Origin of the sequence: Paraferrimonas sp. SM1919 (genome assembly GCF_010993985.1) — a bacterium.
Classification (GTDB): Bacteria; Pseudomonadota; Gammaproteobacteria; order Enterobacterales; family Shewanellaceae; genus SM1919.
Genome location: NZ_WINH01000098.1, coordinates 1 through 677, shown reverse-complemented (window position 1 = coordinate 677; position 677 = coordinate 1). Strand labels below are relative to the sequence as shown.

The window sequence follows — 677 nt, the reverse complement described above, 5'->3', positions numbered from 1 at the left end:
AGCGTGGCGCTTTCTCATAGCTCACGCTGCTGGTATCTCGGCTCGGTTTAGGTCGTTCGCTCCAAGCTGGGCTGTATGCACGAACCCCCCGTTCAGCCCGACTGCTGCGCCCTTTCCGGTAACTATCATCTTGAGTCCAACCCGGACGGACACGCAAAAACGCCACTGGCAGCAGCCATTGGTAACTGGATATATACGAGAGAGATATTGAGAGGTCTTGAAGTGGGTGCCTAACTGCGGCTACACTGAAAGAACAGTTTTGGTATCTGCGGTCTCGTATACCCAGTTACCCGGTTAAGCAGTTCCCCAACTGACTTAACCTTCGATCAAACCGCCTCCCCAGGCGGTTTTTTCGTTTACAGTGCAAGAGATTACGCGCAGAAAAAAAGGATCTCAAGAAGATCCTTTGATCTTTTCTACGGGGTCTGACGCTCAGTGGAACGAAAACTCACGTTAAGGGATTTTGGTCATGAACAATAAAACTGTCTGCTTACATAAACAGTAATACAAGGGGTGTTATGAGCCATATTCAACGGGAAACGTCTTGCTCTAGGCCGCGATTAAATTCCAACATGGATGCTGATTTATATGGGTATAAATGGGCTCGCGATAATGTCGGGCAATCAGGTGCGACAATCTATCGATTGTATGGGAAGCCCGATGCGCCAGAGTTGTTT

Annotated in this window: 1 pseudogene; it reads left to right on the top strand. The window is 48.7% G+C overall.

Annotated elements, in window-relative coordinates:
- Positions 1 to 518 precede the first annotated feature (518 nt).
- A pseudogene (locus GFB48_RS17325) lies at positions 519 to 677 on the top strand (APH(3') family aminoglycoside O-phosphotransferase); the annotation flags it as partial.